A 5,359-nucleotide genomic window follows, 5' to 3' on the forward strand; every position below is an offset into this window, starting at 1 on the left:
CCACGGGACGGCGATCGCTATCGGGACGGTCTTTAAAATAGGCTGGCTTGAAATCAAGGTCTTGTTTAACTTTTAAATCCGTGCGAGAGGCGATCGCTTTCCACTGGGCCTGGGTGATGGGGTATTTACCCATAAAGAAGGATGGGACAGTTACTTCATGTTGTGGTCTTTCCCCTCCAAATCCTTCCCAATTAAATTTTTTAACCAGTTTTTCGATTTCCTCATCTTCCGTTCCCATCAGGAATGTTCCCCCCGGGATGGCGACCATTTCTAAGGTGATGCCGTTGCCCAAATCTTCGCTGAAATATTGGGACTGCTTCGACTCTTTTTTGATTTGCTCACCCTTCGCATTTACTCGCACGATCTCAAAGTTAAATACTGATAACGGTGGCGTGACGATTACCGGTTGTTTTGGTTCTTCTGGTTCAGGATTGAATTGATAGGTAATTGCTCTTTCTAGTTGCTCAAATCCGTCTTCTTCCCAATAATCAAGCCGGTGAATATCTCGCAGCTTCAAGCTAACTTCTGCAAGTCGCAGATCAGGAATTTCGCATTCTTCTAACCTCATGGGAATAAAAAAAATTGTCCCCTGTGGCATCTCTCCCAAGGTATCAAGTGCAATCCTCAACTCCCGTTGGATGTATCCCTGTTTATTAGCCGATTTCGCTGACAGACAGGCGAGAAAAATCTGACTAGCTTTAATCGCTTTCGGAATTTCATCTCGCCAGTTTTGGCCCGGAATCAGGTCTTTTTTATCCAACCAAGGTTTATATCCCGCTTGCTTAAGGCGGTCATACAGTGCCAAAACTGCTGGTTTGTCCTCACTAGCGTGAGCTAGGAAAATTTGGATCTCTGACTTTTTCATAACTTTTTCTTATGACCACAAGTAGGGGAGAGCCAGATTAACTGGCAGAAAATCTCTAAATAGGGCTTGCTGAAAAAGTACGGGCGAAGCATTCGGATAGAAAATCTCCAGTTTCACCGATAGGTTATTGCCCGAATGCTTCGCCCCTACAGGACGCGGGCCGATGAAGACGCAAGGTTTTGAAGGACGATTCTCTCAAAATCTGGCACCTGTTTCAAGAGAAGAGCCACAAAACCCTTACCTTGCCTACATTTCACATTTATTCAGCCAACCCTAAATAAACCATTTAATTGATTATTACTCATTCTTAATTCTCCTGTCTCCTGTCTCCTAACGACCGGCTCCACCAACAAACTTTTTCAGCAAACCCTAGTTAATTATTTTTAGCTAGTTGACTAACAACCCATGCTCTTAAATTCTTTTCTGCCCTCACTTCATCCTCTTTAGCAGTGGCTAGAAATTCATAGAGTTTAGTTTTGGGAACTAGGGGAAAAGTGGGACTAAATTCTTCTTCCTGATAAACCTCCTTTTTTAACCGATAAATGCGCCAGATTTGTCCATTAAAACGCCATAATTCCGGCACTCCCAAACGGGCATAAAGTGCTAATTTATTAATATCCGTATGGGTTATATCCACTTCCACCACTAAATCTGGGGGCGGATCTTCAGTTAAATTAATTCTTTTTCCTAGCACTTTAGCTTGATTTTGAATATAGTAGGCATTGTCAGGTTCTGCTCCTCGCTCTAAATCTTCCCTAGCTAGAGTTGTGGAACCCATACTTTTAATTTTTAAACCCAATTCTACCACCAAAATCCGAATAAATAATCCGATTAATTCTCGGTAAAACTCGTGTTCTTCTAGGGTCATAGTAATCTCTAAAGTACCACGATCATAAAATAAATGGGCGCGATTATTTTCCCCTACGGCCTGTAAAATTTGCTGATAGGATAACCAACTGAGATGATTAAAAACTACCCGTTTTTCGCCCCTAATTTGCTCAGTATTTAACTCCAGAGGAACTGTCACCATAATTACCTCAACTCTCAGCTAGTTGACTGACAACCCATGCTCTTAAATTCTTTTCTGCTTTAACTTCATCCTCTTGAGCAGTGGCTAAAAATTCATAGAGTTTAGTTTTGGGAACTAGGGGAAAAGTCGGACTAAATTCTTCTTCCTGATAAACCCCCTTTTCTAACCGATAAATGCGCCAGATTTCTCCATTAAAACGCCATAATTCCGGCACTCCCAAACGGGCATAAAGTGCTAATTTATTAATATCCGTGTGGGTTATATCCACTTCCACCACTAAATCTGGGGGCGGATCTTCAGTTAAATTAATTCTTTTTCCTAGCACTTTAGCTTGATTTTGAATATAGTAAGCATTATCCGGTTCTGCTCCTCGTTCTAAATCTTCCCTAGCTAGAGTTGTGGAACCCAGACTTTTAATTTTTAAACCCAATTCGGACACCAAAAAATAGATAAAACGTCCAATTAATTCTCGGTAAAACTCGTGTTCTTCTAGGGGCATAGTAATCTCTAAAGTGCCACGATCATAAAATAAATGGGCGCGATTATTTTCCCCTAGGGCTTGTAAAATTTGCCGATAGGATAACCAACTGAGATGATTAAAAACTACCCGTTTTTCGCCCCTAATTTGCTCAGTATTTAACTCCAGAGGAACTGTCACCATAACTGCCCCGAAAAGCGAAATTTATGCCCAAAAAAGGGGGTTGATTCACCCCCTTATTATCTTATTAAACCAGTGCTGGAACCTGGGGCCAACGCCCGATCGTCTTACCAATGACCGCTAACTCCTGAGTTAACTGGTCGAACCGGTCGGGAGTCAAGGATTGCGGCCCATCAGATAGGGCCTTGGCCGGGTTAGGATGCACCTCGATCATCAAGGAATCGGCCCCAGCTGCCAGGGAAGCCATGGCCATGGTCGGTACATATTCCCATTTACCCGTACCGTGGCTAGGATCGATCATGATCGGCAGGTGAGTTAAAGTTCTTAAAACGGGAATACAGGATAAATCTAGGGTATTGCGAGTATATTTACTGTCAAAGGTGCGGATACCGCGTTCGCAGAGAATGACATTGCTATTTCCTGCCGCGAGGATATATTCTGCCGCCATCAACCAATCTTCAATAGTGGCCGCCATGCCGCGCTTGAGTAGGACTGGTTTCGGTTGCGCCCCAACTTTTTTCAGGAGGGAAAAATTCTGCATATTGCGGGCCCCCACCTGCACCACGTCGGCTATTTCGACAATCTTATCGAGATCCGCCGCGTCCATTACTTCCGTAATAATACCCAAACCACTGGCATCTCTAGCCGCCGCTAGTAATTCCAAAGCGCTTTCCCCGTGACCTTGGAAAGCGTATGGAGAAGTGCGGGGTTTGTAGGCACCACCCCGGAGGAATTGCGCTCCGGCTGCCGCCACTCGTTTGGCAGTTTCCACGATCATCGCCTCATTTTCCACCGAACAGGGGCCGGCGACAATGCTAACGGTATGATTTCTGCCGATGGGGATAACACCGTTAGGAGTGGGGACTAAAACCTCGCTGTATTCCCCGTGACGGTATTCTAAAGAGGCACGTTTGAAGGGTTGTTCGACTCGCAGGACGGTTTCGATCCAAGGGCTTAGTTCTTGGATTTGTAGGGGGTCTAATTCCCTGGTTTCTCCGACTAAACCGATGACAACTTTATGCTTACCGACGATTTTTTCAGGACTTAATCCCCATGCCTCGAATTCGGCACTGACGCGCTCGATTTCAATTTCCGGGGAACCAACTTTCATGACAATAATCATGGCATTAACCCTTTATTTTTTCCTTTAATCTCTATTGTTGACGATTTCTAGCGGTTGTCTATTTTTCTTCCACTTCTTTTTTGCCGGACCGCCAAGCAGCGATCGTTCTGCCAAAATTAGCTTGAAATTCTTGCCATCCTAGCCAATCCCCCACCCGATCCTCATCCCAAGAAGCGGAGAAGATGCCATAACTCAGACCGATAAAACCTAGACCAAACAGGCTTAAACTGACGAGCATAGCGACGTAGGAAGGGATTTCGAGAAGATCGTGGCTAATAATCCAGTAGAAGCCAAAAAAGGAAGTTATCCCCAGTGCCGTCGGCAGGCCACAAAATACCGCCATGCGTTTGGCCATCCGTTGACTGACCACTTGGGGAATTGCCTTTAAGCTGGTTTCCTCGGAGCGATTTTTTATCGGCGGTGGTACGGGACTAGGGGCAATTTTCGGGGTTTTTCGCTTATTTTGGCGCGGCTCAAAGGGAAGACGCTCTTTTTTCTCCGTCGATTTCGATTCAGGGGCCATGGTAGGGATGCAAAGGGGGTAAGCTTAACGGCGAATTCCGAGACGACCAATCAGGGTTTGATAACGTTGTTGATCTTTCTTCTGGATATAGGTTAACAGTCCCCGACGACGACCGATCATCTGGAGTAATCCCCGACGGGAAGCGTGGTCTTTCGGGTTAGCTTTCAGGTGTTCGGTCAGTTGGTTGATTCTCTCGGTTAAGAAAGCTACTTGTAACTCCGATGATCCTGTATCGGTTTCGTGGGCCTGGTATTGGCTGATTAGTTCTTGTTTTTTGGTCTGGGTTAAGGCCATAGGACTCGTGATCTCTGCTTAAACACTGCAATCTATCATAGTATCACGTTTCTGGTCGATCCGTAAACATTGTTCGGGAGACAGGAGATTATTCTTATTTATTCTCCCCGCTCCCCACTTGCCACTTGCCACTCCCCACTTCATAATTCATAATTTATAATTTATAATTCCCAATTCCCCATTGCCGCGAATCATGGCAAAATCTTAGACATAGCGTCTAACTTACCCTAAAGATTCCATGCTGTTAAAATCTACGACCCGTCATATTCGCATTTATACGGCTGAAGTAAAAAATAATCAATTAATCGAGAGTAACAATGTCTTGACTCTTGATGTGGATCCCGATAATGAATTTAATTGGGAAGAAGTGGCTCTCAATAAGGTTTATAGTAAGTTTGATGAATTGGTAGAATCCTACAATGGGGAAGAATTGAGCGAATATAATCTCCGTCGCATCGGTTCAGATCTAGAACATTTTATCCGTTCTCTCCTGCAAAAAGGCGAAATTAGCTATAATCTCAACGCCAGAGTACAGAACTATAGTATGGGTTTACCGAAATTAGGGTGAACGATTCCGCGTCAGTCCCCACCCGGAGACCTAGGGGGGTGGGGAAGTTCCACCGCGGCAATGAGGAGTTTCACTCCTTGGGGTGAGCGAAGAATTGCCTGTTACTCTTTTGGTTTTGGTAGTCGCTTAATGTATTCGCGTAAAATTTGAGCCGTACTAATAGTTACTAATTCTGTACGCAAATATTGCATCTAGAATTAGCTTTGTACGCTTTGACCCGTACTGGGTTAACTACGAACCTCTCTATCGGATTCCCGCTAAAGGCGGCCTCTCCGACTACCTTTCTTCCAATATTTAA

The 5,359-nt window shown here is 44.5% G+C and carries 7 protein-coding genes; 1 reads left to right on the forward strand and 6 read right to left on the reverse strand.

The features are described 5' to 3' along the window. The 6 genes from PX484_RS16170 to rpsO all read right to left on the reverse strand — a co-directional run. Positions 1 to 865, reverse strand: an 865-nt coding sequence (locus tag PX484_RS16170) for a TIR domain-containing protein (RefSeq protein WP_288104752.1), incomplete at its 3' end; no start/stop codon positions are given. A 373-nt stretch (positions 866 to 1,238) separates the two neighbouring features. Continuing rightward, positions 1,239 to 1,895, reverse strand: coding sequence for a Uma2 family endonuclease (locus PX484_RS16175; RefSeq protein WP_287767518.1), 657 nt, complete (start codon positions 1,893 to 1,895; stop codon positions 1,239 to 1,241). Positions 1,896 to 1,902: 7 nt separating this feature from the next. Further along, positions 1,903 to 2,556: a Uma2 family endonuclease gene (locus PX484_RS16180; RefSeq protein WP_287664752.1), complete on the reverse strand. Its 654-nt coding sequence runs from the start codon at positions 2,554 to 2,556 to the stop codon at positions 1,903 to 1,905. 64 nt (positions 2,557 to 2,620) lie between these two features. Continuing rightward, positions 2,621 to 3,676: a 3-deoxy-7-phosphoheptulonate synthase gene (gene aroF / locus PX484_RS16185; RefSeq protein WP_287767520.1), complete on the reverse strand. Its 1,056-nt coding sequence runs from the start codon at positions 3,674 to 3,676 to the stop codon at positions 2,621 to 2,623. Between the two features lie 58 nt (positions 3,677 to 3,734). Beyond that, entirely contained in the window at positions 3,735 to 4,199 is a 465-nt protein-coding gene (locus PX484_RS16190) for a PAM68 family protein (protein WP_002804136.1), read from the reverse strand. A 24-nt stretch (positions 4,200 to 4,223) separates the two neighbouring features. Further along, positions 4,224 to 4,493: a 30S ribosomal protein S15 gene (gene rpsO / locus PX484_RS16195; RefSeq protein WP_002738807.1), complete on the reverse strand. Its 270-nt coding sequence runs from the start codon at positions 4,491 to 4,493 to the stop codon at positions 4,224 to 4,226. Positions 4,494 to 4,731: 238 nt separating this feature from the next. On the opposite strand from rpsO, the gene PX484_RS16200 reads away from it, so the two are divergent. Beyond that, positions 4,732 to 5,061: an NAD(P)H-quinone oxidoreductase subunit M gene (locus PX484_RS16200; RefSeq protein ID WP_002738864.1), complete on the forward strand. Its 330-nt coding sequence runs from the start codon at positions 4,732 to 4,734 to the stop codon at positions 5,059 to 5,061. The last annotated feature ends 298 nt before the right edge of the window (positions 5,062 to 5,359 follow it).

This window comes from Microcystis sp. M49636_WE2 (assembly GCF_030065375.1).
GTDB classification, from domain to species: domain Bacteria; phylum Cyanobacteriota; class Cyanobacteriia; order Cyanobacteriales; family Microcystaceae; genus Microcystis; species Microcystis aeruginosa_C.